The organism is Phenylobacterium sp., assembly GCF_046291545.1.
Lineage (GTDB): Bacteria > Pseudomonadota > Alphaproteobacteria > Caulobacterales > Caulobacteraceae > Phenylobacterium.
In genome coordinates this window covers 105,931-131,451 of the sequence record NZ_JBKBSM010000003.1, presented here as the reverse complement: position 1 = coordinate 131,451, position 25,521 = coordinate 105,931, and the positions used below count along the sequence as shown (strand labels likewise).

General features: G+C 69.6%; 17 protein-coding genes. 7 read left to right on the top strand and 10 right to left on the bottom strand.

Annotated features, from left to right (window positions below):
• Positions 1–24: 24 nt before the first annotated feature.
• The 6 genes from ACK4YQ_RS10070 to ACK4YQ_RS10045 all read right to left on the bottom strand — a co-directional run bounded on the left by ACK4YQ_RS10070 (position 25) and on the right by ACK4YQ_RS10045 (position 7,696).
• The gene (locus ACK4YQ_RS10070; protein ID WP_409610933.1) at positions 25–753 is read right to left on the bottom strand and encodes a sugar phosphate isomerase/epimerase family protein; all 729 of its coding nucleotides are present in this window, start codon (positions 751–753) and stop codon (positions 25–27) included.
• A complete protein-coding gene (locus ACK4YQ_RS10065; protein ID WP_409610931.1) occupies positions 753–2,432 on the bottom strand; it encodes a GMC family oxidoreductase in 1,680 nt (559 codons plus the stop codon). The genes ACK4YQ_RS10070 and ACK4YQ_RS10065 overlap by 1 nt, the downstream gene beginning before the upstream one ends.
• Before the next feature lie 9 nt (positions 2,433–2,441).
• On the bottom strand, positions 2,442–3,212 hold the full coding sequence (locus ACK4YQ_RS10060; protein WP_409610929.1) for a TIM barrel protein: 771 nt from the start codon (positions 3,210–3,212) through the stop codon (positions 2,442–2,444).
• Positions 3,212–4,378: a Gfo/Idh/MocA family protein gene (locus tag ACK4YQ_RS10055; protein WP_409610927.1), complete on the bottom strand. Its 1,167-nt coding sequence runs from the start codon at positions 4,376–4,378 to the stop codon at positions 3,212–3,214. Before ACK4YQ_RS10055 ends, ACK4YQ_RS10060 begins: the two co-directional genes overlap by 1 nt.
• Entirely contained in the window at positions 4,368–5,417 is a 1,050-nt protein-coding gene (locus ACK4YQ_RS10050) for a sugar phosphate isomerase/epimerase family protein (RefSeq protein WP_409610925.1), read from the bottom strand. The genes ACK4YQ_RS10055 and ACK4YQ_RS10050 overlap by 11 nt, the downstream gene beginning before the upstream one ends.
• A 170-nt stretch (positions 5,418–5,587) precedes the next feature.
• A complete protein-coding gene (locus tag ACK4YQ_RS10045; protein WP_409610923.1) occupies positions 5,588–7,696 on the bottom strand; it encodes a phosphocholine-specific phospholipase C in 2,109 nt (702 codons plus the stop codon).
• Between the two features lie 424 nt (positions 7,697–8,120).
• Between ACK4YQ_RS10045 and ACK4YQ_RS10040 the strand changes: the two genes are divergently transcribed.
• Together ACK4YQ_RS10040 and ACK4YQ_RS10035 are read left to right on the top strand one after the other, a co-directional pair.
• The gene (locus tag ACK4YQ_RS10040; protein WP_409610921.1) at positions 8,121–10,334 is read left to right on the top strand and encodes a TonB-dependent receptor plug domain-containing protein; all 2,214 of its coding nucleotides are present in this window, start codon (positions 8,121–8,123) and stop codon (positions 10,332–10,334) included.
• Positions 10,335–10,596: 262 nt separating this feature from the next.
• Positions 10,597–11,382, top strand: a complete 786-nt coding sequence (locus ACK4YQ_RS10035) for an HAD-IIA family hydrolase (RefSeq protein ID WP_409610919.1) — start codon at positions 10,597–10,599, stop codon at positions 11,380–11,382.
• Between the two features lie 11 nt (positions 11,383–11,393).
• Here ACK4YQ_RS10035 and ACK4YQ_RS10030 read toward each other — a convergent pair whose 3' ends face one another.
• The 3 genes from ACK4YQ_RS10030 to ACK4YQ_RS10020 all read right to left on the bottom strand — a co-directional run bounded on the left by ACK4YQ_RS10030 (position 11,394) and on the right by ACK4YQ_RS10020 (position 14,532).
• Positions 11,394–12,314, bottom strand: a complete 921-nt coding sequence (locus ACK4YQ_RS10030) for a MurR/RpiR family transcriptional regulator (protein WP_409610917.1) — start codon at positions 12,312–12,314, stop codon at positions 11,394–11,396.
• 81 nt (positions 12,315–12,395) lie between these two features.
• Positions 12,396–13,730: a DUF5690 family protein gene (locus ACK4YQ_RS10025; RefSeq protein WP_409611322.1), complete on the bottom strand. Its 1,335-nt coding sequence runs from the start codon at positions 13,728–13,730 to the stop codon at positions 12,396–12,398.
• 46 nt (positions 13,731–13,776) lie between these two features.
• On the bottom strand, positions 13,777–14,532 hold the full coding sequence (locus ACK4YQ_RS10020; RefSeq protein WP_409610915.1) for a UTRA domain-containing protein: 756 nt from the start codon (positions 14,530–14,532) through the stop codon (positions 13,777–13,779).
• A gap of 212 nt (positions 14,533–14,744) precedes the next feature.
• Here ACK4YQ_RS10020 and ACK4YQ_RS10015 point away from each other — a divergent pair, with 212 nt between their 5' ends.
• The 5 genes from ACK4YQ_RS10015 (at position 14,745) to ACK4YQ_RS09995 (ending at position 22,404) form a co-directional block, all read left to right on the top strand.
• Entirely contained in the window at positions 14,745–16,901 is a 2,157-nt protein-coding gene (locus ACK4YQ_RS10015) for a phosphocholine-specific phospholipase C (protein WP_409610913.1), read from the top strand.
• Between the two features lie 60 nt (positions 16,902–16,961).
• Positions 16,962–17,540, top strand: coding sequence for an HD domain-containing protein (locus tag ACK4YQ_RS10010; protein ID WP_409610911.1), 579 nt, complete (start codon positions 16,962–16,964; stop codon positions 17,538–17,540).
• A gap of 277 nt (positions 17,541–17,817) precedes the next feature.
• On the top strand, positions 17,818–20,655 hold the full coding sequence (locus ACK4YQ_RS10005) for a TonB-dependent receptor (protein WP_409610909.1): 2,838 nt from the start codon (positions 17,818–17,820) through the stop codon (positions 20,653–20,655).
• A gap of 196 nt (positions 20,656–20,851) precedes the next feature.
• Entirely contained in the window at positions 20,852–21,139 is a 288-nt protein-coding gene (locus ACK4YQ_RS10000) for a TonB-dependent receptor plug domain-containing protein (protein ID WP_409610907.1), read from the top strand.
• Positions 21,140–21,813: 674 nt separating this feature from the next.
• Positions 21,814–22,404: a DUF3365 domain-containing protein gene (locus tag ACK4YQ_RS09995; RefSeq protein WP_409610905.1), complete on the top strand. Its 591-nt coding sequence runs from the start codon at positions 21,814–21,816 to the stop codon at positions 22,402–22,404.
• 124 nt (positions 22,405–22,528) lie between these two features.
• On the opposite strand, the gene ACK4YQ_RS09990 is transcribed toward ACK4YQ_RS09995, so the two are convergent.
• Complete coding sequence (locus ACK4YQ_RS09990) at positions 22,529–25,501, bottom strand: TonB-dependent receptor (RefSeq protein WP_409610903.1); 2,973 nt, start codon at positions 25,499–25,501, stop codon at positions 22,529–22,531.
• Positions 25,502–25,521 lie beyond the last annotated feature (20 nt).

Here is a 25,521-nt window from a genome sequence, read left to right as displayed (position 1 = left end):
TCAGCCTCACGGCGCCAGGCCGACCTAGTCCAGCGTCTCTAGGTAGCGCACGCTCGCTTCGACGCTCGGCCAATACGGCTTGGGGGGCGCGTCGTGCTCGACGAAGACGTGCTCGACGCCGGCGGCCCGGCTGGCCGCGATCAAGGCGGGGAAGTCCAGCACGCCCGAGCCGACGTCGGCCATCGACCCGTCCGGCGCCATGTCCTTCAGGTGCAGCAGCTTCACGCGGCCCGCCAGGCGCTCGATCATCGCCTTCGGATCCTCGCCGCCCGTCTTCAGCCAGTAGACGTCGAGCTCGAAGTGAAGCAGCGACGGGTCGGATTCCCCGACCAGGATGTCGAACGGGCGGAACCCGCGCGAGTCGTCGAACTCGAAGTGGTGATGGTGATAGGCGAAGCGGAAGCCCTCGTCGGCGGCGCGCCGGGCGAAGGCCTCGGCCTGGGCCACCACCGCGCGCCAGTCGGCGTCCCTGGGATCGACGTAGGGCAGCACGACGAACCGGCAGCCGAGCTCCCTCGCCACGGCCAGCACCCGCTCAGGCCGGGCGGCGATGTCGGCCAGTCCTACGTGTACGGACGGACAATCGAGGGCGATGTCTTTCATGCGCGCGCTCAGCGGGGCAAAGTCCATGTCCAGCGGCGCAGCGAACTCCACGGCGTCGTAGCCAACCGCCTTGATCCGCTCGAGCGTGCCGATCGGGTCTTCGCCAAACGGCCGGCGCAGGGTGTAGAGTTGCAGGCCGACGGGTTTCATCAGAGAGCTCCCTGTTCGAGCAGATCGGCTGCATGGTTGGCGGCGCGCGCCGAGAGCGCCATGTAGGTGAGGGACGGGTTCATCGAGGCGCTGGAGGCCATCACCGCGCCGTCGGTGGCGAAGAGGTTCGGAACCTCGTGCGCCTGGCACCAGCCGTTGAAGACCGAGGTCGCCGGGTCGCGCCCCATGCGCGCCGTGCCCATCTCGTGGATCCGGTCTCCCGGCGGGGTGAGATAGGCGCCGGCTTCCTCCCAGGGCGTGATGTCGGTGCATCCCGCGGCCGCCAGCATGGCGGCCGCATCGCGGGCGGCTTCGCGCATCATCGCGTGCTCGTTCGGGCCATGCTCGGCGTCGATCACCGGAAGCGGCACGCCCCAGGAGTCGACGCGGGAGGTCGACAGGGTGACCCGATTGTCGGGGTTCGGCAGCACCTCGCCGAACGGCGTCAGGGAGAAGACCCAGGCCCGCTTCGGCTGGCCGGACGCATCGGGCTCGGCGCTGGGATGGCGACGGCGGGCGGCGCCCCCCTGGATGCCGAAACCGCGCAGGTAGGGCTTGGCGTCCTCGGTGACGTTTGCATAGCGCGGCACATAGAGCCCGGTCGGCCGGTCCGCCTGATAGGGCGTGTCCTGGAAGCCGGGGTAGATCCCGCTCACCGTCCGGCAGCTCACGTGATCCATGAGGTTTCGGCCGACCTGGTCGCTGCCGTTGGCCAGGCCCCGCGGGAAGGCTTCGCTGCGCGAGTTCAGCAGCAGCGCGGCGGTGTTGATCGCCGAGGCGTTCAGGAACACCAGCCGCGCCTGGTAGGCGGCGCCCTGCTTGGTCAGGCGGTCGATCGCCCGCACGCCTGTCGCCCGTCCGATCGCCGGATCGTAGGTCACGCTCTCGACGATGGCGTCCGTGACGATCGTCAGGTTGCCCGTGGCCCGCGCCGCCGGAAGGGTGGCGGCCAGGGAGGAGAAATAGCTGCCGAGCGGACAGCCATGGTGGCAGCGCACATGCTGCTCACAGCGCTTTCGGCCGAGGTCCATCTGCGCCTTGGCGACGCGGCTCAGGTTCGCCGTGCGGCCCATGATCAGTCGGCGGGTCGGAAACGCCTCTTCGATCTTCGCCTTGGCGGCCAGCTCGACGGCGTTGAAGTCGAACGGCGGCAGGAAGTCGCCGTCGGGGAGCTGGGCGAGCCCGTCGTAGTCGCCGCTGACGCCGGCGAAGGCCTCCACGTGGTCGTACCACGGCTCCAGGTCCTCGTAGCGGATCGGCCAGTCCACGCCGTGCCCGTCCTTGAGGTTGGATTCGAAGTCGTCGGGCGCCCAGCGGTAGGACTGCCGCGCCCAGGTGAGCGAGCGGCCGCCCAGATGGTAGCCGCGAATCCAGCGATACGGCTTGCCGGGCGCGGTCTCGTAGGGATGGTCGTGGTCGCTGGCCCAGAACCTCTTGTTCGAGTTGAACATCGCGTAGGCGACGCCCTCGTAGTAGGGAAAGTGCAGCTCGCGCTCTTCCAGGGGAATCTGGTCGTCGCGCCGGCGCAGCCGTCCCGCCAGCTCGTGGCTGTAGTCGGCGCCATGCTCGATGTTCGGGCCGCGTTCGAGCATCAGAACCTTCAGGCCGCGCTCGCACAGCTCCTTGGCGACCCAGCCGCCGCTCATCCCCGAGCCGACAATAATCGCGTCGAACTGCATTCTCGCCCCCTACGCCCCGCCTGCGGACCCATCGAACACCGCGATCGCGTTCCTGAGCGCGGCGATGGGCTCTCCGCGCGGAATGAACTCGTGGCCGACCCAGCGGTCGTAGCCGAGATGGCGCAGCAGGGCGGCGATCCCGCGCCAGTTGATTTCCTGGCGATCGTCCAGGTCGCGCCGCCCGGGCGCGCCGGCGGTGTGAACATGCCCGATCAGGTCGAGGTTGGCCTTGATGGTCCGGCTGAGGTCGCCCTCCATCAGCTGCATGTGATAGCCGTCGTAGAGCAGCTTCAGCCAGGGCGACCCGACCTGGCGCACGACTTCGGCGCCGAAGGCGGTGCGATCGCATTGCTGGCCGGGATGGTCGACCTTGCTGTTGAGCAGCTCAATCAGCAGCCGGACCCGGGAGGCGGCGGCGTGCGCGACCACCGGCCCCAGCCCTTCGACGCACGCGGCGACGGCGCGCTCGTCGGAGCTGTCGCCGAACCGGTTGCCGGCGAAGACGATCACGGCCTCGACCCCGCCCTCGGCCGCCGCGTCGATGCGGCCGCGCACGTGGCCCTGCAGGGCCGCATGGCGCGCCGGGTCGTTGAATCCTTCTTCGAGCTTGTGGCCGGTGTCGGTGACGAGCGCGAGGCCGGCGTCGCGGGCGAGGGGCCAAAGGTCCTGCGGCAGCATCTCCACGCCCTGTGCGCCTGCGGCGGCGGCCTGGCGCAGAAAGGCCGCCGGTTCCACGACTCGGCCGAGGGTGAAGGACCACCAGGCGAAGCTCTGGCGCATCACTGTTCCGCCCCGTTCAATGCGACCCAACGGCCGTCCTCGGCGGCGCTGGCGAGGGCGGCCTGGATGAAGCGCACCCCGTCCACGCCGTCGTTCACGCCTGGCGGCCGCTCGGCCGGCGCCGGCCGGCCCTCGGCGTGGGCGCCGATCAGGTCGGCCGCGTCGGCGTAGATCCGGGCGAAGCCTTCCAGGTAGCCCTCCGGATGGCCGGCCGGGATCCGCGTCGCCGCCTGCGCAGCCGGCGCAAGCCCCGGCCCGCCGCGCCGCAGGATCTGCGGGGCTTCGCCAAGGCGCGTGAAGCGCAGCAGGTCCGGCTCCTCCTGGGCCCATTCCAGAGCGGCCTTCTCGCCGTAGATGCGCAGCCGCAGGCCATTGGCCACGCCGATGGCGACCTGACTGGCCCAGAGCTGCCCGCGGGCGCCGCCGGCCCAGCGCAGGCGGATCTGCACGTCGTCGTCGACGCGCCGCCCCGGCACGAACCGCGAGGTCTCGGCGCTGATCGCCTCCGCCGGCGATCCCGTCACATACGCGGCCAGATGGTAGGCGTGCGTGGCGATGTCCCCCAGCGCCCCGCCGCCGCCCGCGCGCTCCGGATCGCCCCGCCAGTCGGCCTGCTTGTTGCCGCTCAGGTCGGTGGCGAGCCAGTCCTGCGCATACTCCGCCTGCACGACGCGAATGGCGCCCAACGCGCCGTCGGCGACCATCGCGCGCATCTGCCGGACCATCGCATAGCCGCTGTAGTTGTGCGTCAGCACGAACGGCGCGCCGGTGCGCTCGACCGTCTGCGCCAGGTCCAGCGCGTCGGCCAGCGTGGTGGTGAGCGGCTTGTCGCAGATCACCGCGACCCCGGCGTCCAGGAACGCGCGCGCCGGGCCGTGATGCAGGTGGTTCGGCGTTACGATCGCCACCGCGTCGATGCGGTCCGGCCGCGTCGCCTCGGCCTGGGCCATCGTCCGCCAGTCGCCGTAGCAGCGATCCTGCGCCAGTCCGAGCGAGCGGCCGAAGGCGATCGAGGCCGCGGGATCGGCGCTGAACGCCCCGGCGACCAGCGTCCAGCGGTCGTCCAGCCGGGCCGCCATCCGGTGCACCCCGCCGATGAACGCGCCTTCGCCCCCGCCCACCATGCCGAGGCGAAGCCGTCGCCTCGGCGCCGCTTCAGCGGTCAAGGCCGAGCATCCTTCGGTTGGCCGCCGCGTCCACGCCTGTCGCGACGAAGTCGTCGAAGCTCCTGCCGGTCACGCGGATGATGTGGTCGCGGATGAACGGGGCGCCTTCGCGCGCGCCGTCCTCCGGGTCCTTCAGCGCGCACTCCCATTCGAGCACCGCCCAACCGCGATAGCCGTACTGCGCGAACTTCGAGAAGATGGCGCGGAAGTCGATCTGCCCGTCGCCCAGCGAGCGGAAGCGGCCCGCCCGTTCCTTCCAGCCCTGGTAGCCGCCGTAGACGCCCTGGCGCCCGGTCGGGCGGAACTCCGCGTCCTTGACGTGAAACATCCGAATCCGGTCGTGGTAGAGGTCGATGTACTCGAGGTAGTCGAGCTGCTGCAGCATGAAGTGGCTGGGGTCGTACAGCAGGCAGGCGCGCGGGTGATGATCCACCCGGTCCCAGAACATCTCGACCGTCGCCCCGTCGAACAGGTCTTCGCTGGGATGGACCTCGTAGCAGAGATCGACGCCGGCTTCGTCGAACGCGTCGAGGATCGGCCGCCAGCGCCGCGCCAACTCGTCGAACGCCGCCTCGACCAGCCCCTCGGGCCTCTGCGGATAGGGGTAGAGATACGGCCACGCCAGGGAACCTGAGAACGTCACGTGCGCATCCAGCCCCAAGCGCCGCGAGGCCTTGGCGCCCAGCAGCACCTGCTCCACCGCCCATTCCTGGCGCGCCTTGGGATTGCCGCGCACCTGCCTGGGAACGCCGCCGTCGAACAGCTCGTCATAGGCCGGGTGCACCGCCACGAGCTGGCCCTGGCTGTGCGTCGACAGTTCGGAGACCTCGACGCCGGCGTCGGCCAGCACGCCGCGCACCTCGTCGCAATAGGCGTCGCTCTCGGCGGCCAGCTGCAGATCGAACAGCCGCCGGTCCCAGGTGGGGATCTGCACGCCCTTGTAGCCCAGCCGGCCAGCCCATTCGGCGATCGACTTCAGGCTGTTGAACGGCGCCTCGTCCGAAGCGAACTGCGCCAGGAAGATTGCTGGGCCCTTCACGACTTCCTCCCACTGCCACTCGCCGGGGCCGGCCTTGTCCGCGCCGGTCCTCCGAGCGCGCTCCCGGCTGGCCGGGAGCGCGACTGTGAGCCTAATTCCATTCGGTGGCGAAGAGCAGAAAATCTCGCGCCGCCGCCGCAGGTGATCCTGGACTCGGCGGGGCGGGAAGATCAGATGCCCATCGCCGGGTCGCTGATCCCGTGGCGGCCGGTCTCCATGCGCCCCGCGGCCCGGCGTTCGAACCCTGGCGCCGTGACGGAGACATCATACCAGTCTCCCTGATCGGCGACCGACCACTCCCGCTGGGCCCGCGCCCCTGGTTTGAGGGTGACAATGTCGTCCGCCTCCCCATAGGCGTTGTGGGCCACCTTGAGGGACAGCGCGGCGCGCGAGCGATTGCGCAGGATGAGCCGGACCTGACGCTGGGCGGGATTGTACTGTACCTCGATCTCGGCGTCCGCGCCGCCGGCTTCGGCCACGAAGTCGCGCCGGAAGCCGTTGGGACCATGCACCGTCAGGTCGTAGCGGCCGTCGCGGGCGTCCCAGGAGTCGCTCAGTGACTTGCCCGCCTCGACCGTGTAGCGCCGGGGGATCCGATCCAGGTGCAAGCGGTCGTAGACGTGGAAGACCGCGCCCGCCATGCCGGTGTTGCGCAGGGCCAGGGTGAGGCGGCCGAGCGATGGCTCGGCGCTGGCCTCGACGTGCAGCTCATAGGGCAGCGCGCGGGACGGGCGCACGCCCGGCTCCTGGAACAGCGGCTGCGGCCGCTCCGGCGGGACCACGTGCGGCCGTTGGATGTGCTCGAGCACCACAGCCGATGCCCCCGTCACGTCCGGTAGGTCTGGGAAGGCCGGATCGTTGGGGCGCTCAAAGTCGAAGGCCGAGGTGAGGTCGCCGCAGATAGCGCGATGCCAGGCGCTGATCGCCGGGATCACCACGTCGAACCGCTTTTCCAGGAACTGGCCGACCGAGGTGTGGTCGAACACCTGGGAACTCACCCAGCCCCCCTTGCTCCAGGGCGAGACGACGTACATCGGCACGCGCGGCCCCAGACCGAAGGGGCGCAGGAGCCCGCTTTCCAGGTCGTCGTCGGCGATGTGCTTGCGCTGTGGGTCGGAGAAGTAGTGGCCCTTCAGATCCAGCGTCGACCTGCCGGCGAGCCGGCCGGCCGCGTCGTAGGAGGGCGGGGCGGCCGGCGGCAGGTGGTCGAACAGGCCGTCGTTCTCATCGAAAGTCAGGAAGAAGACCGTCTTGGCCCAAACCGCGGGATTGGCGGTCAGGCACTCCAGCACCTTGGACGTGAACTCTGCACCCTGGATCGGCGAAGAGGGGCCGGGGTGCTCCGAATAGGGCGGCGAGGGCAGCACCCAGGAGACCTGGGGAAGGGCGTCCTCCTCCACGTGGCGCTTCAAGGCGTCGAGGGACCAGTCGCTCATGCCGTTGTCGTAGAGGCCCGAGCCCGGCCGACAGTGGCGGAAGCTCTCGAAGGCCAGGCCGCCATGCATGGCGCCGGTCCAGTTGTTGTTCGGGTTCTGATAGATGCGCCAGGAGACGCCGGCCTTCTCGAGCACGTCAGGGATGGTTGGCCAGCGCAGGTCGTTGCCGGCGTACTGGTAACCCGGCTCGGGCAGGGCGCCCTTGACCCAGCAACGCCAGTTGTCCGGCTCGGAGTGCTCGTCGGTGCAGTCGATCCCTTTGTCCCGAAGGGCCGGGTCGTTGCTGGAGCCCGACCAGAAGACGATGCGGTTGGGGTCCGTGCCCGCGGTCACCGAGCAGTGGTAGGCGTCGCAGATGGTGAAGGCCTCGGCCAGGGCGAACTGGAAGGGGATGTCCTCTCGCCGGTAGTAGCCCATGGAGTAGGGGGTTTTGTACTTGGGCCAGACCTCGATCTTGCCCTGTCCCCAGGCGCCCTGGGCGTCCCTGTAGGAGTGGGGCGTGCCGGGCACGCGCAGGGCGTCGGTGGTCCGCGTGTCCAGGTGGAAGGGTGGGATCTCCTGCGCGCCGTCGGACTGGCGCCACACGTTGCGGCCGCCGACCAGGGGAATGGGGTGGCGGTCGCCGAAGCCGCGCACGCCGCGCATGGTCCCGAAATAGTGGTCGAACGAGCGGTTCTCCTGCATCAGGATCACCACGTGTTTCACGTCCTTGATGGTGCCCGTGACCTGGGCGGCGGGGACGGCGAGGGCCTGGCGGATCGCCAGGGGCATGGCCGCCAGCCCGGCGCCGGCAGCGCCGGCGGCGGCGAGTCTCAGAAACGAGCGGCGATCAGGCGAAACCATGGGTTCAGTCCTTAGGCGTGGCGGTTGCGGCGCCGCGCGGCATAGCGGCCACGTATGACATGAGAATGAAAAGTACTCATTCAAGATAATTTCACAAATGCGATCGGCTCATCGACGGGCGGCGGAGGCGCGACATCGGCGAACAGAGAGCCTCACGCCGATCCTCCGTCGTCCGACAAGGCGATTCAGAGAAACCCGAGCCCTTTCCGACGGATGATGGAGAACGCCCATGAGGCTCTCGGCGTCGGCGCGCGGCGGGCGTGGGGGGGTGATTCATCCGCAATAAGCTCATTTCGACAAGAAAGCGGAAGTGAGGAATTTTCATTCTGTTGTCACAAGCCGCGCCTAAGCAGCCGCCGCCAAGCGACGAACCGGGGGCGCCCCGCCGTCGCGGCAGCGTCAACCGTATGAAGGGGGCGGGTCCATGACCGCGAAATCTGTCTCATCGCTGGCCGGCTACGTCGGCCTGCTGCTGGCCTCGGCCGCCATTCCCAGCCTGGCCCTCGCCGCCGAGGACGCCGATGGGCCGCGCAGCAACGAGGTGTCCGGCGTCGAGGTGATCGGTCGGCGCGAGGTGGTCACCGCCACCGCCATCGAAGCGGTCGAGTACGGCAACGCCGTGCAGATCGTCACCGCCGAGGACGTGCGGGTCAGCGGCGCGACAAACTTCGCCGAACTGGCCCAGTTCCTCGTCAAGGGCGTGAACATCGGCTACTCGCCCGACGAGGGCGAATACACCATCCGCCTCGATGGGGGCGGCGACCGCGACACCCTGGTGGTGCGGGACGGCGTGCCGCTCTACGACCGCGGCCCGGCCCTGGAGGACATCTGGGGTTCCACCACGATCGATCCGCACATGATCGAGACGATGGAGGTCTTCCGCGGCGGCAACAGCCTGTTCTTCGGCTCCAACGGCGGCATTGGCGTGGTGAGCCTGGTCTCCAAGCGGCCCGACGGCTCCCGCAAGGGGGAGTTCGGTGTCAGCTACGGCTCCTTCGAGACCCGCGAGATCTGGGGCAACTACTCGTTCCCGATCGACGAGGAAGGCCGTCACAGCCTGATGTTCTACGGCTCGATGCTGGCCACCGACGGGCCCCGAATCTTCAATCCAGACGACCTGGTCGACAACGTGCGCTTGGCCGGTGGGCAGCAGGACTACCCGCTGAACCGCAACGAGATCGGCGTGAAGTACCTGTGGAAGATCAGCGAGGACACCGAGCTGCGTCTGAATGGCGAATACACCGAAAGCTGGTTCCAGGACTCCTTCCCGAGCAGTGAGATCCACTCACCAAACACCGTCCGCTATCCGATCTTCGACGCCGCGCTCGACCACCGCTGGTCCGAGCACCTGCGCACGGAAGTGGCGGCCTACTACAGCAACCCCAAGATCTGGAACACGGAGCTCTATCCGGACATCTGCCTCGTTCAGGCGGGCTGTAAGGATCCGGCCACGGGCGTGATCCATCCGTTCGGCGAATGGTCGGGTCTGGTCTTCGCGGCGGCGAACCATGGCTACGGCGCCTCGAACGAGCGTCGGGCCGGCTTCAAGGAAATGGGCCTGACGATGCGCAACACCGTCGCCTTCGAAGAGCTCGGCGAGGCCGTCGCCGGCGTGCAGATCGTCAGCTATCACGACGATTCGGCCGTCGAGTTCCCGGTGCCGGACGACACCGCTACGACCACCGGGTTCTTCGTCGACGTCCGCCCGCGGATCCCCTTCAGCCCTTCCACCAAGCTGTCGCTGGCGGTGCGCACGGACATCCTGCCGAGCGAAGACAGCGAGACGATCTGGAAGTTCGGCCTGCGCCAGCCGCTGCCCTGGGGCTTCTATGTGCGGGCCAACGGGGGCACCTCCTACAGCCTCCCGCGCAACACCGAGCTGTTCAACGAAACCCTGACAGTAAAGGGCAACCCGGACCTGCAGGCCGAGCACACCGAGACCTACAACGCCGGGGTGGGGTTCGAGGGCTCCTACGGGGACATCCGGGTGGGCCTTGAGGTCTCAGGCTTCAAAACCGAGATCACCGACCGAATCCGCACGACGACCGGCTTCCCGGTGCCGCCGGAGGGCGCCTTCGACGCGCGCAACACCTATTACAACGACCCCGCCCTCACCAAGATTCTCGGCGCGACGGCGGACCTGAACGTCGCAATCGGCGACGCCTGGAAAGTCAACCTCGGCTACACCTCGCAAGACGCCTCCGCCGATAGCGGCCTGCAGAAGGGCGAGCAGATCGGCGAGACCCCGGCCTGGTTCTGGTCGGGCACGGTGTCCTGGACCTCTCCGGACCGCCGCTGGAACGTGGCGGTGATGCCCCGGGTGCAGGGCTCCGAATGGGCGACAGGCGGGCTTACGATCAAAGGTCGTCCACAGTACCGCACCAATTTCGGCAACTACGCGGTGGTCAATGCGACCATCAACTACTTCATGGGCAAGGAGATGCAGCACCAGCTGCAGCTGCGCATCGTCAACCTGCTGGATGAGGACTACGCCGAGCGCTACGGCTTCGGCAACCTGCGCTACAGCCAGGCCTACGCCCGTGGCCAGGTGAAGACGACCGACCCCAGCTACTACTACGGCTATCCCTTCGAGGGTAAGCCGCGCTCCTTCTACCTCTCCTTCTCCACCCGCTTCTAGGGACAGGTTCGGCCCTCTCGCTTCCCCTCTGGGGGCCGGGAGACGCGGCGGCGGGAGGCGATCCCGCCGCCGGTCTTCGCCCGGTAGGGCGGATGTCATCCAACCCCGCCATCGCCGACGCCGCCTCCAGCGGCGCGGGCCCGCCCGCCGCTCGCGACGGACGCAGGGCGCCTTCGCCGGCGGAGCCTGAGATAAACTCACTCACTCGTGAAGCTGAAATGAGCATAGTGGAACCGCGCGCCGCAACATCCGGAGCAGACCGTTGAGGTCGCCGCTACACGTCCCTCAGCGCAGGGACAGCCCCGCAGCGGTGGCCGGCCGGCAGGCCCTGTCGCAGGCGGAAGGTGTGCTGCTGGACTGGGACGGCTGCGTCGCGCTCGGCGACCGGCCGCTTCCGGCCGCCCTCAGGCTGATCCGCGCCCACGCCGACCGGGTCGCCATCGTCTCGAACAACTCCACCCATCTGCCGCACATGTTCGCCGCGCTGCTCGCCGACGCCGGGGCCCCCATCGCTTCGGAGCGGGTGATCCTGGCAGGCGACGAAGCCCTTAAGCGGGCCGCCCGCGCCGGCTCGCGGCGGGCGCTGGTGCTCGGCGACAGCCGCATGCGGGCGCACGCCCAGTCGCTGGGGCTGAATTTGGTGCGCGAGGAGGCCGACCTCGTCGTGCTGCTGCGCGACACCCGCTTCAGCTATGCGCGGCTGGAGCGGGCCGTGAACAGCCTGACGCGGGGCGCGCGCCTGATCGTGGCCAACCCCGACGGCGCCCATCCGGGGCCGAACGGGCGGGTCACGCCGGAGACGGGGGCGCTGCTGGCGGCGATTCTGGCCTGCGTCGATCCGGACGGGATCGAGATGGAGGTGATCGGCAAGCCCGCGCCTGGACTGTTCGAAAGCGCCTGCGCCGTGCTTGGGACGGGACCCGGCCGGGCGGTGATGGTCGGCGACAATCCCCACACCGACATCGCCGGCGCCCGGGCGCTGGGGCTCGGGGCGATTTGGGTGGGGGAACGCGCCGACCTTTCCATCGAGGACCTTGTGGAGCGCTGAGGCCCCGGCGATCAGAAGCGCTTGATCGACAGGATGTCGAAGGTGCGTTGCAAGGTCTCGGTGGCGCGGTCGTAGTCGGCCAGGGCCAAGGCCGCGATGAGCGCGTCGAGAACGCACAACTGTGCGATCCGGCTGGTCATCGCTTCGGTGCGAAAGCGGGTCTCCCGCGCCATGGTGAAAAGCACCACGTCGGCGTGCGCCTGGATGGGCGAGCGCGCGTAGTTGGTGATGACCACCGTCTTGGCGCCCGCCTGCTTGGCCAGCTTGGTCGAAGTCACGGTCTCGTGGGTCGAGCCGGAGTGGGACACGGTCAGGACCGCCACGTCGGGATCGGTCTGCGAGGCGCTGATCGCCTGGATATGGCTGTCGATGACAACCTTGGCCTCCAGGCCGATGCGCAGCATGCGGTAGTGGGCGTCCTCGGCGATCGGCGCGGACGAGCCGATCCCGTAGATCTCGATCCGTTTGGCGCTGCGGAATACCTCGACCGAGCGCGCCAGGGCCTTGGGATCGAGCACGGTGAGGGTGTCGCGCAGCACCTGGATGCCGGAGTGGAAGATCTTTCGGCAGACCGTGTCGGCGTCGTCCTCGGGCTCTAGGTCCTCATGGATGAAGTGCACCGGCTGGACGATCTCCTGGGCCAGACTCAGCTTCAGCTGCTGGAAGCCTGAGAGGCCGAGCTTTTGGCAGAAGTTGATGACGCTGCCCTCGCTGGACTCGGTGGCTTCCGACAGCTCCGTCACCGACATCCGCACGATCCGCTCGGGCTGCTCGAGCACGAAGTCGGCGATGCGACGCGCCCCCGGCGGAAAGCCGGGGTGCAGGGCGCGGATGCGCGAAAGGGCGTTCTCCACCGGCGCGTGGTCGGCCGTGCGGCCGCGGGCCCTCAGCCTGCCCGTATCGGCGCTCGCCGCCATCGGTCGCCTCGCCAAGATGCGAATCCTCTTCCGACTGTTCGACCGCCTGCGGTCATGCCATCCCCACGGCGGCGGGTCCAGCCGCAGCGGCCCGGATCAGGACGCAAGGCCCTCGGCGACGAGGGCCGCGGGCGCCGAGGTGCGCGGCCGGCGGGCGAAGTAGATCATCGACAGGGCCGTGAAGCTCAGCCCCACGAGGCTGACGGCGTAGGCGCCTGAGATGAAGTACTGCAGCCAGTCGAGCGCGGTCGCGCCGAAGTTTTTCCAGACCAGCAGGGCGACGCTGCCCATGTAGCCGGACGCGTCCGCCACATAGATCAGGAAGCCGGCCGTCGCCGCGCGGCCGCTATAGGCGATCAGGCGGTCGAACAGCATGGCGTTGAACGGGGTGTAGGCCATGTAGAGCCCCGCGCCGTTGAGGATCATCCAGGGCAGGGGGCCGATCAGCCGCGCCTGGAACGCCAGAGTGGAGGCGCCCAGCAGGACGAAGCCAGCTAGGATCACCCCGTGCATGGCCAGAAGGGCCCGCAGGTTGTCGCGCACCGCCATCAGGGCGGCGAGCACGCCCAGGGAGAGCGCGGCGACCGGCAGTTCGCTGGCGGTGAACACGCTGGAGGCGTCGCCGTAGCCCAGGGCCGTCCAGATCTCGGCCGCGAAGTTGTCCCGGAAGTCGCGGAAGGCGGTGAGCAGAACGTAGCCGGCGACCAGCAGGCCGATGCCGGGAGCGTAGGTCGCCAGGAAGGCGCGCCGGTCTGCGCGGCTCATGGGCGCGCGGCGAACCCGCTCGGCCTCGTCAGCGGCGCTGGGCGGCGGTAACTGCTCCAGCGCCCACACCGAGACGGCCAGCAGCGGCAGGAAGAGCGCGCCGGTGGCCGCCGGCGCCCAGAACGGGCCGACCCCGTCCTGCATCAGGATCTTGGCCGCCGACTTCACCACCCCCGACGAGGCGATGAAGCTGGCGCAGAGGATCGCCCCAAGCACCTCGGACGTGCGCCGACCCTCCATGTAGCCGAACACCAGCCCCCAGATCATGCCGAGGGGCAGGCCGTTGAGGAACAGGGCCGCGACGTTCCAGGGCGCCGGCACGAGGGCGAAGGCCACCAGGGCCAGCCAGGCCGCGCCGATCAGGGCCAGGATCGCCTGCCCGCGCCGGTCCGGCCCCATTTCGGAGATCACCCGCACCCCGATCAGCTTGGACAGGGCGTAGCCGGCCACCTGGGCGATCACCAGCGCGATCTTGTAGTCCAGGGCGAAGGTCCAGCCCGGCACGACGTCGAAGGTCGCCGCCGTGAAGGGCTTGCGGAAGGCGTACATCGAGAAGTAGGCGCAGAACCCGGCCAGGCCGGCGAAAAGGACGAACAGCGCGGGGTGGGCGTGCTCCAGGCGCTGCTGCAATCGGGTCCGCACGGTTCGCCTCCAGCCGCTGGCCATCGGCAAACTGGACTAGTCCAGTTAGATGTCGTGCGGATGACGATCGTCAGGTGAGGCGAATGTCGACGCTGATCTTCAGGGCGTCGTGGCGCCAGTACTCGCGGTCGAATTCGACCACCCTGCCCAGGGCGTCGTAGCTGGTGCGCACCACGCTCAGGCCCGGCAGGCCCGACTTGACCCGCAGCGCCTCGGCTTCCTCCCGGATCAGGGCGCAGGGCTGCATCTCCACCCGGTTGCGGGCGACGGAGATGTTGTAGGCGCTCTTCAGGATGCTGGTCAGCGAACGGTCAAGGTCGTGCGACAGCACCCCCGGGGCCATCGCCGGATCGACGACGATGCTCTCCACGAGGACCGCCCGGCCATCGATGTAGCGGCGCCGGCGGATCAGGTACATGGGCGAGCCGATCGGGCGGCCGAACACCTCGGCCAGCAAGGCGTCGCAGGCGATCTCGGTCTTGCCGAGGGTCTCGGTCGAGGGCGTGCGGCCCTGGGCCTCCACATAGGACATGAAGCCGTCCCAGCGCGTCGGGTCGTAGACCACGGGCGGCGGCGAGACGTACCAGCCGCTGCGGTCCTTGCGATAGATGATCCCCTCCGCCTCCAGCTGGAACAGCCCCTCGCGGATCGTCCCCCGGGCGACGCCGGCCCCGGTCTGCAGGTCGCGCTCGGAAGGCAGGCGCGCCCCGGGCTTCAGCTCGCCCGCCGTGATGCGGCCGGCGATGTAGTCGCGCATGTTCAGATAGTGCAGTCCGCTGGCCGCGTCCGCACGCGGGGGGGGCAGGGCGACCTTAGGTGGGGGCATCTGGAGCGGGTCTCGCTGGGCGCGCGGCGGAATCCCGCAGGCGCTGCAAAATGCGAAGCGCGCCGACGGCGGTCAAGGCGCGTCGCCGCCGCATGCGGGCGGCCTCCTTGCGACACGATCCGGTTGCGCAGGCTTCATGAAAGCTTCGTCCGCCGCGTCGCGGAATTGGTCTATACCAAAATCGCATCGCATTCTCGACAGGAGAGCAGGCCATGAAGACCGACCGCCGCGCCTTCCTTCGCGCCACCGCGGGCGGGCTCGCCGCCGGCGCGGCGCTGGGCGCCCTGCCGCTGGCCGTCCGCAAGGCCCTGGCCATCCCGGCGCGCCACGTCACCGGGACGATCCAGGACGTCGAGCACGTGGTGATCTTCATGCAGGAGAACCGCGCCTTCGATCACTACTTCGGCGCGATGAACGGGGTTCGCGGCTTCGGCGACCCGCGGCCGCTGCGCCTGCCCGGCGGCGCCTCTGTCTGGCGACAGCCGAGCTCGGAGCATCCGGATGGCTTCGTGGCCCCGTTCTACGGGGATTCCAAAGCCAGCAACGCCTATACGGTCGACGGCTCGGAGCAGGGACATGTGGAGGCCTGCCGCATCGTGAACGGCGGGCGCTACGACCAGTGGGGCCGCAGCGGCGAACTGCACAAGCGGATGGTCTACTACAAGGGCTCGGACCTGCCGTTCTACCACGCGCTGGCCAGCGCCTTCACGATCTGCGACGCCTATCACTGCTCGACCCTGACCCAGACCTACCCCAACCGGCTGCACCTTTGGACCGGATGCAACGGCGGCGGGATGGTCGGCGGCGATCCGGAGATGAGCAATTACGGCGAGGACGAGACCCCTAGCGCCGACATGGCCGAGGACCGTGAAATGGCCCGCGGCCCGCATGACTGGACCACCTACGCCGAGCGGCTGCAGGCGGCCGGGATAAGCTGGAAGGTCTATCAGGAGTACGACAACTACGGCGACAACATCCTGTCGGTGTTCAAGCCGTTCCGCCCCTGCGCCAAGGACTCGCCGCTCTATTCCCGCGGCCGCTCGTGGGTGTCGGAGCACAAGACCGGCGCCGACCGGACGCGGTCGGACGGCGAGCAACTGGTCGAGGCGTTCCGCGAGGATCTGGCGGCCGACCGCCTGCCGCAGGTCTCGTGGATCGTGACCGCCAAGGATCTTTCGGAACATCCTACGGCCGAACCCTCCAAGGGCGAACACGTCTGCGCCAAGCTGATCGAGGCGCTGGTCGACCATCCCGAGGTCTTCGCCAAGACCGTGTTCATCGTGAACTACGACGAGGCGGGCGGCTTCTATGACCACATGCTTCCGCCGATGCCGCCGATCCTGCCGCAGGACGGCCACTCGACGGTGCCCGTGATCGGCGAGCACAAGGACTACGGCGAGGGGGTGAGGGGCGACGATCCGGCCGCGCCGCTCGTGAGCGGGCGCCATGCGCTGGGCCTCGGCATCCGCGTGCCGGCGATCATCGTCTCGCCCTGGAGCCGCGGCGGCTACGTCTGCTCCGAGGTGTTCGATCACACCTCGACCCTGAAGTTCCTGGAGAAGCGCTTCGGCGTCCTGGAGCCGAACATCAGTCCCTGGCGGCGTGCGGTCTGCGGCGACCTGACCTCGGCCTTCGACTTCGCGGCGCCGAACCAGGACTGGACCAGGCTCGCCCTCCCGCAGACCGCCGACTACATGGCGCGCGTGCGCCGCTCGAAGGGGGCGGCGAGCCTTCGGATCCCGGCGGTCCAGGTCGCGGCGCGGCAGGACGGGCCGCAACGCCCGGCGCGGCCCCTTCCGTACGACCTGACCTGCGACGTGCGGATCGAGGACGGCCGGGTCTGGATCGATTTCGCCAACGCTGGCGCGGCGGGCGCCGTCTTCCAGGTCTTCGACAACACCGACCGGCTCGGCCCCTGGCGCTATACGATCGGCGCCGGCCACCGGCACTCGGCCGGCGAGTGGAACGCCGTGGCGGGACCTGGCGAATACGACTTCGCGGTCCACGGGCCCAACGGCTTCTTCCGTCGCTTCGCCGGAGACGCGCGGCGCGCGAGCCCCGGGGTGCAGGCGGCCGGCCGGGAGGGGCGGCTGGTGCTGACGCTCACTCAGCCCGGCCCCAGCCTGGGCGCGGCGACGGTGGAGATGAACGGCGACTATCCACTCGTGGAGGGCGACGCGCGCCGGACGCTGGCCCTGCGCCCGGACGCCCCCGCCGTCTCCGCCTGGGACCTCAGCGCCAGCGACCACTGGTACGACCTGACCCTGACCCTGGCCGACGACCCCGGGTTCCTGCGCCGCTACGCCGGCCACCTGGAAACGGGACGCGCCAGCCGCACCGACCCGGCCATCGGCCGCATGCGCCTCTAGTCCTGGCCGCGCCGACTCCTCGGGGCGGCCGCCTTTCACCTCAACCTACATGGATGCCGAATGACGCCCACGCCGGCCGAGACCTTCGTCGATCACCTGCTCGCCCTGCTCGTACAGCACGGACACCTCTACTACGGCGAGGACGTCACGCAGTTGGAGCACGCGCTGCAGACCGCTCACCACGCTGAGGCCGACGGGGCCGACGGCGCCCTGGTGGCGGCCAGCCTGCTGCACGACATCGGTCACCTGATGCAGAAGCTTGGCGAGGACGCCGCCGACCGCGGCCTGGACGACCGTCACGAGGACATTGGCGCCGGCTACCTGGCCCGCGGCTTCGGCGAGGCGGTGACCGAGCCGGTCCGCCTGCACGTCGCGGCCAAGCGCTACCTGGCGGCGAAGGAGCCCGGCTACCTGCAGCAACTCAGTCGTGCGTCGCTGCAAAGCCTCGCCCTCCAGGGCGGGCCGATGAGCGACGCCGAAGCCGAGGCGTTTCGGCGCGAGCCGGAGTTCGAGCGGGCGGTCCGGCTGCGCCGCTATGACGAACTCGGGAAGGTGGTGGGCGCCGAGCCCGCGGGGCTGGAGTCCTATCGTCAGTTGCTGGTGGGGCTCGCCCTTGAGAATTCAGATCTCGGAAAATGACAATCTGCAACTATTCACAAGAAACGTGACGACGCCCATATAGCTATGTGAAGTTATGTTGAAATTGCTCAAATATAGGAAACTGGTTTACACCAGATTGTCCTGAGTATACTTTGCAGATGGCGGCCGATGCGGGCTGCCTGGGGGTATCAATTCGAGAAAAGCGTGCGTGTTCACGCGGCCCGCCGGCCGCGTCGAGCGCTCGCGCGCCGATGTTCGACGCTTGCGGCGGCGCCGTCCGGCTCGCCGTGGAGACAGAGGGAACCTGGAGACCGTCATGCCTCGCCAATCCGCCCAGAACAGGGCCCGCCATAGCCGCCGGTTCGCCGGCGCGAGCCTCCTGGCCCTGACCTGGGCCGCTCCGTTCATGCTGGCCGCCGGGCCGGTTCTGGCCGCCGACGCCGACGCCGGCTCGACCGTCGACGAACTCACCGTCGTCGGTCAGCGCCTGGGCACCGCCAACTCCATCAAGGCCCAGAAGGAAGCCGAAGTGGTGGCCGCGGTGATCTCCGCGGACGACCTCGGCAAGCTGCCCGACGCCAATGTCGCCGACGCCCTGGCCCGGGTGCCGGGCGTAAACGTCGTGGTCAACCAGGAGACCGGGGAGGGCGAGTACGTCACGATCCGCGGCTTCGCCGGCACCTTCAACGCCTATTCGATCAATGGCGTGCGGGTGGCGCTGACCGACCCCGACAGCCGCAAGATGTCGATGACCGTGCTGCCGCCCAACGGCCTGCAGGCGATCGTCGTGTCCAAGACCCTGACGCCGGACATGGACGGCGACGCCATCGGCGGGGCGATCAACTTCCGCACGCCCACGGCCTTCGACTTCAAGCAGCCGGTCGTGCGGGTTTTCGGCTCTTACGGGATCAACGACCGCGCCCGCGAGCAGGGCGAGGCCGACGACAGCTGGCAGCTGCAGACCGACTTCGCCCGCCGTTTCGGCGACAGCGGACAGTTCGGCTTCTTCGGCTCGCTCAACTACGGCAAGAGCCACGGTCTCAACGAGGAGACCGAGAACGACGGCGAGTGGGAGCCCTACCGCTGGCGCAAGAACGCGACCGAGGAGATCGACAGCCGCTCGATGTACCTGCCGGGCATCGACCTGGATTACCGGCGGGTCGAGCAGGAACGCTACGGCGGCAACGTCTCGTTCGACTATCGCGGCGACACCACCGACCTTTACCTGAAGGGCCAGTACAACCGCTTCGAGCGGGTCTCGACCAACGACTACACCGACTTCCGCAGCCGCCCGACCAAGCGCCTGGTGCAGGTGAACGTGGACGACACCAGCCTGGCCACGCCCGACTCGATGGTGACCGGGTCCGGCTCGAAAGGGCTGATCTACGGCTACACGACCGCCCAGATCGTCGATCAGGACGGCGACGGGATCATCACCGACGCCGACCGCAAGACCAAGTCGTACTGGTCGCTTTACGGCCGCTCGGGCGTATGGGATCCCGAGGCGTTCCAGATGGCCCGCACCTTCGAGGTGCAGGACCAGAATCAGACGCTGGCGACCGTCAACTTCGGCGGCCAGACGCGCCTGGAGCGGCTGACCCTCGACTACGACGTCAGCTACTCCTACGGCGAGCGGGAGAGCCCGAATGGCTACTCGGTGGGCTACAACTGCGACGCCTGCTCGGCGCCGTTCACCCAGACCGGCCTGCTTTGGTCGTCCTACGATCCGCGCTTTCCGATGCCCCAGCTGCCGGCCTTCGCCCTGGGCGCGGACCGCGACGACAGCCTGCTGCCGTTCGACGGCGCGGGACTGGAGAGGGAGGAGCAGACCGACAAGCGGTTCGCCGGGCGGCTCGACATCAAGTACGACCTGGACGGCGTGGTCGATTTCGTGAAGGTCGGCGCCAAGGTCCTGCGCTCGGAGCGGGAGTTCGACTACACCCCGATCTGGGACGGCGACTTCTCGGGCACGGCCCTGGACGGCAAGACCCTCGCCGAGTCCGGCCTGGTGGAGCGGCAGGTCACCAGCATGCTAGGCGGCCGCTACTACTACGGTTCGATCCTCAACCGCGAAGCCGTGATCGCCGCCATCGAAGCGGCCCGCAAGGCCAACCCCGTCACCTATGACGAGGCCGACCTCAACGGCGACGACAAGACCGGCGAGGAGACGATCTACGCCGCCTATGCGATGGCCAACATCAAGGTGGACGCCTGGGAGGTGATCGCCGGCGCCCGGGTGGAGCACACCAAGGTCGAGAACACCTTCTGGAGCGACGACGGCGACCAGAGCGGCTTCGACTCCACCGAAAGCGACTACACCAGCTTCCTGCCCAGCGTGACGGCCACCTACCGGCCCTCGGAGCGGTTCGTCTACCGCGCCGCCCTGTGGACCAGCTTCTCGCGGCCCGAGTTCGCCTACATCTCCGCCGGCCAGAGCGTGACCCGCGATCCGGCCACCAAGGAGATCATCGCCATCAGTCGCGGCAATCCGGACCTGAAGCCAGCCGAGGCGATCAACCTCGACCTGTCGGCGGAATTCTATCCGGACCAGTCCAGCGTGTTGTCCGCCGGCCTGTTCTACAAGACGATCGACAACTTCATCTTCACCAACAGCAGCCAGGTGGACGCCACCACTTCGAACGGGACGATCGAGATCACCCAGCCGAAGAACGGCGAGACGGCCGAAATCATCGGCGCCGAATTCAACCTGATCAAGTCCTTCGACGGCCTGATCGAGCCGTTCGACGGGTTCGGGTTCGAAGGCAACGTCACGGTGCAGAAAAGCGAGGCCGAGACAGGCCTGGATTACCGCAAGGGAAAGCCGATCTCCTTCGTCGGCGCTCCGGACCTGCTCTACAACGCCTCGCTCACCTTCCAGAAGTGGGGCCTGGAGGCCAAGCTGTCCTACAATTACCAGGGCGCATATATCGAGGACCTGCGCGACAACGCGGTCGACAAGTGGGTTCAGCCGAACAAGAGCCTGGACTTCCACTCCCGCTACACGATCCGCCCCGGCCTGTCGGTGGACTTCGACGTGCAGAACATCCTGGACGGACACCGCTACTACACCACCAAGGGCGAAAGCCCGTCCTACCAGAAGGACTACATGGAGCCGGGCCGCACATTCCTGGTCCGCTTCGCCTACACCCACTGACGCCGATCCCCGGGCGTCGTGGCTCCGGGCGGCGCGCGGCGGCGCGCCGCCCGGAAATCCGCCGGCCGGCTCCGGAGACGCGGCCTCGGCGACGCCGCCTCGCCGGCGGCCATGGACCGATGGACGAAGGCTTCCAACACTCGCGACCGAGACGTTATAATATTACAAGCAAGTCCCCTGTGTCTGGGGGACTTCAGTGAAACTCGTATCTCAAGGGCCCGGCGACGGGCGTGCTGCTCGCCGCCATCGCCGGCGCCGCCGGCGTGCCGGCGAGCGTGACCGTCATCATCAGGAGGACATTCGCCGGCGGTTCGCCTCCGACCTGGCGGACATCCTGGAGGGAGCGCCCGGCGTGACCGTCGGCGGCGCCGGCGTGACCCGCCGCAGCGTGTCCATCCGCGGCATGCCGGCGGCGAGGCGAAGGACGAGGCCGTCGCCGGCCTGCAGCAGGTTTCCCCGGGCCGCCCGCGCCAGCTCGCCGTAGTCCGACATCGCCGCGTCGTGGGTGGCTTCGCGGCAGCCTTCATAGTCCAGCGGGCCCATGTCTTGGTTGGCCACGGCGTTGCGGCAGACCTGGCGCGCCGCCCGGTGCACCTTGGCCTCCACGGCCGCGACGCCGAGCCCGGCGATCCGGAGCGTCACGCTGGTGGGGCTGCGCCCAGGGGCGTCGATCGCGGCGACCGTGGTGTCCGCTTCGGGCTCGGCGTAGGCCGCAGGAACCGCAAGCGCGGATGCGGCGAGCAGTGCGACCAGCGCGCCGGCCGCTTGGTGTCTGTACCGAGGCATCGGGCTGTCTCCAGGTTTCAAGGCCTTTGCAGCCTAGCCGCCGGCCGCCGTCTGCGCCTTGGGACCGGACAGGCGGGCCGTTGATTTCGGCCAGGCGGCGGCCTGATGGTTTGACGGGCGTGTCGCGGCCGGGCTGCGACATCGGCGCGGCGGCGCGCAGCCCCGCCCGCCAGCGGTCTGGCGATCGGGCGTGCGGCCTGACCGGTCCGTCGGCGGCGCGATTTCCCGTTGATGGAGCCGCTGTCGGGTTCATCCTGTACATGCGATGGGACCGTCGGACGGTGATCGAGTCCCGCCACTGAGGAGCCGCGGATGGGCTGGTTGGCCAGACGGATTGGAAGTCGTGACGCCGGCGGGCGTCCTGGAGCCTGGTTGAGCCCCGGGGCGGGGGCGCGGCGCTTGGCCCTGTCGGCCATGGCCGTGCTCGCCGGCTGCGCCACCGCAGCGCCGGAGGCCCGGGTGGACGCTGCGGAAGCGCGGGCGCGCGAGGCGGCCGACCTGCTGTTCACGAGGCTTAGCGGCGAGCTGTCGGCGGCGATGCAGGCCGGCGGCCCCCCGGGAGCGGTGGGCGTCTGTCGCGACCGCGCCCCCGCGATAGCCCAGGACATCGCCCGCGAGACCGGCGTCAGGATCGGGCGAACCTCCCTGCGCGTGCGCAATCCGGCCAACGCCCCCGACGCCTGGGAGCGTGAAGTGCTGGAAGCCTTCGAGGCGCGGCGCGCGGGGGGCGAGGCGTGGTCGGCGATGGAGGCCCGCCAGGTGAACGGCGCAGAACTGCGCTGGATGCGGCCGATCCCCACGGGCGCCCTGTGCGTGAGCTGCCATGGCGGCGCCGAGGTGTCGCCCGCCACCGAGGCCGCGCTCGCGGCGGCCTATCCGCGCGACGCCGCGCGCGGCTACGCCATGGGCGACCTGCGCGGGGCCTTCACCGCAAGGGTTCCGTTGAGCCCGTCGCCGCGCTGAGGAGCGTGTTCCGTCTGGATCTTCGGGGGCCGGGCCAGATCCTTGCCACTGCAGCCGCGCTGGATCTGGGCCCGCGCCGCTGACGCCGTGAGGCTGAACCGCGCGGCGCTGGGGCTGCCTCGCCTCACCAGACGCATCGCAGGGCGACGGAAACCTGCCGGCCGGACGAGCCGAGCTGGAGCAGGCGGCTGCGGGAGCCGTCGTAGGCGAGTTCCCGGGTGTCGGTGAGGTTGGTGGCGGCGACGACCAGTTCGGCCTGGTCGGAGAGTTCGTAGCTGGCCTGGGCGTCCAGGTAGCCGGCCGCGTCGACGATGAAGTCGGCGACCCCGCCGCCCTGCATGTCCGCCTCGGAGCGGAACGCCGAGCGCCAGGACCAGGACAGGTTCACGGCGAGCGGGCCCCGTTCCAGGTACGGGCTGACGCTCCAGGCCCAGTCGGAGACGCCGGTGAGGCGGCCGCCGTCGTCGAGCCGGCTGTTGGTCCAGGTGGCGCTCGCCCAGATCCCCAGGCCCGCGTCCAGGCGGTGGTGCAGGCCCAATTCCAGACCGTCGATCCGGGCGCGCCCAGCGTTCTGCGGCCGGGCCATCAGGACCTCGGCCTCCACCGCCTCGCCGTCCTTGGTCTCGAAGACCAGGGTCTCGGGGGCCTCCACCGTGCGGATGAAGTCGTCGATGGTCTTGTGGAAATAGGCCAGGCTGAAGCTCGTGCGCCGGCTGGTGACTTCGTAGGAGAGGTCCAGGTTGGCGGACAGGTATGGCGACAGGGCGGGGTTGCCGCCGACGCCGCTCACGATGACGCCCGGCTCGGGATCGGTGAAGGCCGCCGCCCCGCGCTCGTAGACCGCCGAGACCAGGACGCTGGCCGGAACCGTGGACGCCCGCAGGTCGGCCAGGGAGGGGCGGGTGATCGAGCGCGACGCCGCCAGGCGCAGGACCGAGGCGTCGTCCAGGTCGACCGCCAGGTTGAAACTCGGCAGCAGCACCTGGTGGTCGCCGTCGAAGACGACGGGCCGGACTTCGGCGAAGCGCCCCGCGCGCTGCAGCCGGGCGCCTTCGACATGGGTGCGAGACGTCACCAGACGGGCGCCGAGATTGCCGAAGAACGGCCGGCCCGCGCGTCCCTCGAAGTCGAGCCGCAGATAGGCCGCCGCCACCTGCTCGCCGACCGCGTAGGAGTTCTGCCGGTCCGCGCCGGTGGGGACGAGGTCGCCGGGACGGAAGACGACGTCGTCACGCTCTCCGGCGATGCGGAAGGCCGGGCGCAGCCGCGCGAAGTCGGCGACGACCCAGGGCGCGGCGCGCGCCTCGACGAGGTCGGCGAACACGTCGCCGGGGGTGGTCGCCGCGTAGAAGTCGGCGACGCCCTCGTCCTCGGACAGCAGTTCGGCCCGGCGGTCGCGGCGCTGATAGTCGCGGTTGCGGTCGCTGAGCTGGACCCCCAGGCGAAGGGTCGACAGGCGCAGGTCGCCCCACGCCGAACCCAGGCTCCGACTGGCGTCGAGGACGACGGTCACGTCGTCGTCGCGGGACTCCACGGCGCGGATGCCAAGCTGCGCCAAGGTCAGGCTGGACGGGTCGAGCACGTCGAAGGCGGTGGTCAGGCGCGCGGCGCGGCGGGAGGAGACCGCCTCGCCCAGGTCGAAGACGTAGGACACCCCGTCCGGCGACTGCGCCGAGAACCGCTCCAGGGGCATGTCCAGCACCGAGTGCGCGCTCGAGGCGCTGAGGCGCGGCGTCAGGCGCCAGGCGCCCAGGCGCAGGCTCGCCCCGAGAGAGGCGACGATGTTGAGGTGCGACTGGTCGGAGAACTCGGTGTTGTTGTCGATGCGCCCCTCGGCGACGGTGGCCGCCGTCACCACGCCGTTCTCCACGCGCACGCTCGATCCGGGAAGGGCCAGCCGCTCGCCGAGCGCGTAGACGAGCCGGTCTTCGCGGATGGCGTTGTCGAAGGTCGAGACGAGGCCGTCGAAGTCGAGCAGCAGGTCCGGCGAGAAGCGCCAGTCGGCGCCGATGAAGAAGCTGCGCCGGCGGCGGGCCTCCTGCTCGACGGTGGTGCGCACGTCGTTGGGGGTGACGAGCTCTTCGCCGTCGATGACCGTCTCGCCGTAGCGCATGATCTGGAAGCGGTCGTAGCGGACCGTACGCTCCTCATGCGAAAGCCCGGCGATCAGGCCCAGTTCGCCATCGGCCGAGACCAGGCGGCCGGCGAGGGCCAGGTCAGGGCTCAGGCGGCCTGTGCGGGCTTCCGCCTCGCCGCCCAGGCGCAGGGACAGGAAGGGCTCGCCGTCGAGGCCGCCGGCGGTCTCGATGTCGATGTTGGAGCCTATGCCTCCGTCGATCAGGTCGGGGGTCGAGGACTTGGCCAGCCGCGCGCCGGCCAGCAGGTCGACCGACAGGGCGCGGAAGCGGAACTGACGCCCGCTCTGGGTGGAGTTGCGGATGTTCTCGTTGAAGGCGACCGGGGCGCCGTTCAGCGTCACCGACTGGAAGAGCGGACCCAGGCCCCGAACGCTGACGAACTGGCCTTCGCCCACCTCGCGCTCGATGGCGACGCCCGGCACGCGCTGGAGCGCCTCGGCGAGGTTGGCCGCGGGCAGGTCGCCGATCCGCCTCGCCGTCAGCCCGTCGGAGATGAAGTCGGCCTGGCGCTTGCGCGCGAGGGCCTCGTCGATCTGGTCCGAGAGGCGGGCGACGATCACGAGGGACTCGACCTCGACCGCCTCGGTGGGCGGGGCGGGCGCCGGGGGCTGCGCCTCGACCCATACGCGCACGCCTCGGGCGCCGACGAACCGGTAGCGCAGCGCCGTGCCCTCCGACATCCGCCCCAGCGCCGTTCGCCAGTTCATCCGTCCCCGCACGGGGCGGGTGCGCACGGGAGCGCCGGGCCGCGGCGTGAAGGCCAGTTCGCAGTCGGCCGCCATGCAGAGCTGCAGCAGCGCCGAGGAGGCCTCCTGAGCGGGGATGTCGAAGGTCTGGAAGCCGGCCTCCGCGGCCCGGGCGGCCGGGGCGGCGGCCATCGCCAGGAGCAGGGCTGCGGCCGCCGCGCCGCGCAGGCCGCGCGGTGCGCCGGCTGTCGACGATGCGGCGGAATGGTTCACGCGCGGCAGGCCCCGAGGAG